The sequence below is a fragment of the Vibrio sp. 1978 genome, assembly GCF_033344345.1.
The window spans coordinates 1-524 of the sequence record NZ_JAWPOP010000988.1 but is presented as its reverse complement, the minus strand read 5'-3'; the positions used below and the strand labels follow the sequence as shown (position 1 = coordinate 524).

Genomic DNA, 524 nt, shown 5'->3' with positions numbered 1-524 from the left:
TCTCCGAACGTCATAGTGATTCACGCGTGGAAAACATTGTCAGCTATATCGAAACGCACCTTGAACAAGAGTTGAGCCTCGAACACATTGCAGAGGTATTCTCGATGAGTGTGTCTAACCTACAACGCCGCTTTAAACAGTCACTCAATATGACAGTGAATGGTTATATCCGTTATCGTCGTCTTGAGATCGCAAGAGTACATTTGGAGCGTGGTTTAGTGTCGATTACTGAAGCCGCGTACGAAGCGGGCTATCACCACCCTTCTAATTTCACTAATGCGTTTAAAAAAGTGTTCGGTGTGCCGCCCCATGAGGTCGTAAAAGAGTGACGGGAACGCTCAACAATGCGTCTATCCAACCTACTTACGCACTTTTGGGGTATATATCGTCAACGACATGGGTATATACTCGCGTTAAACATCAAGCCAATGCCATTAGGTTGCAAATCAAACGCTGCGTAGAAACCAATATGTTTAACGCACTGATACGCGAGACAATTAACGGCATCGGCGTTATCTCGAATG

General features: G+C 45.2%; 1 protein-coding gene. It reads left to right on the top strand.

Translation table 11 applies throughout. The features are described 5' to 3' along the window. A partial coding sequence (locus R8N49_RS30255) for an AraC family transcriptional regulator (RefSeq protein WP_318190835.1) occupies window positions 1-329 on the top strand: 329 nt, incomplete at its 5' end. Between the last annotated feature and the right edge of the window lie 195 nt (window positions 330-524).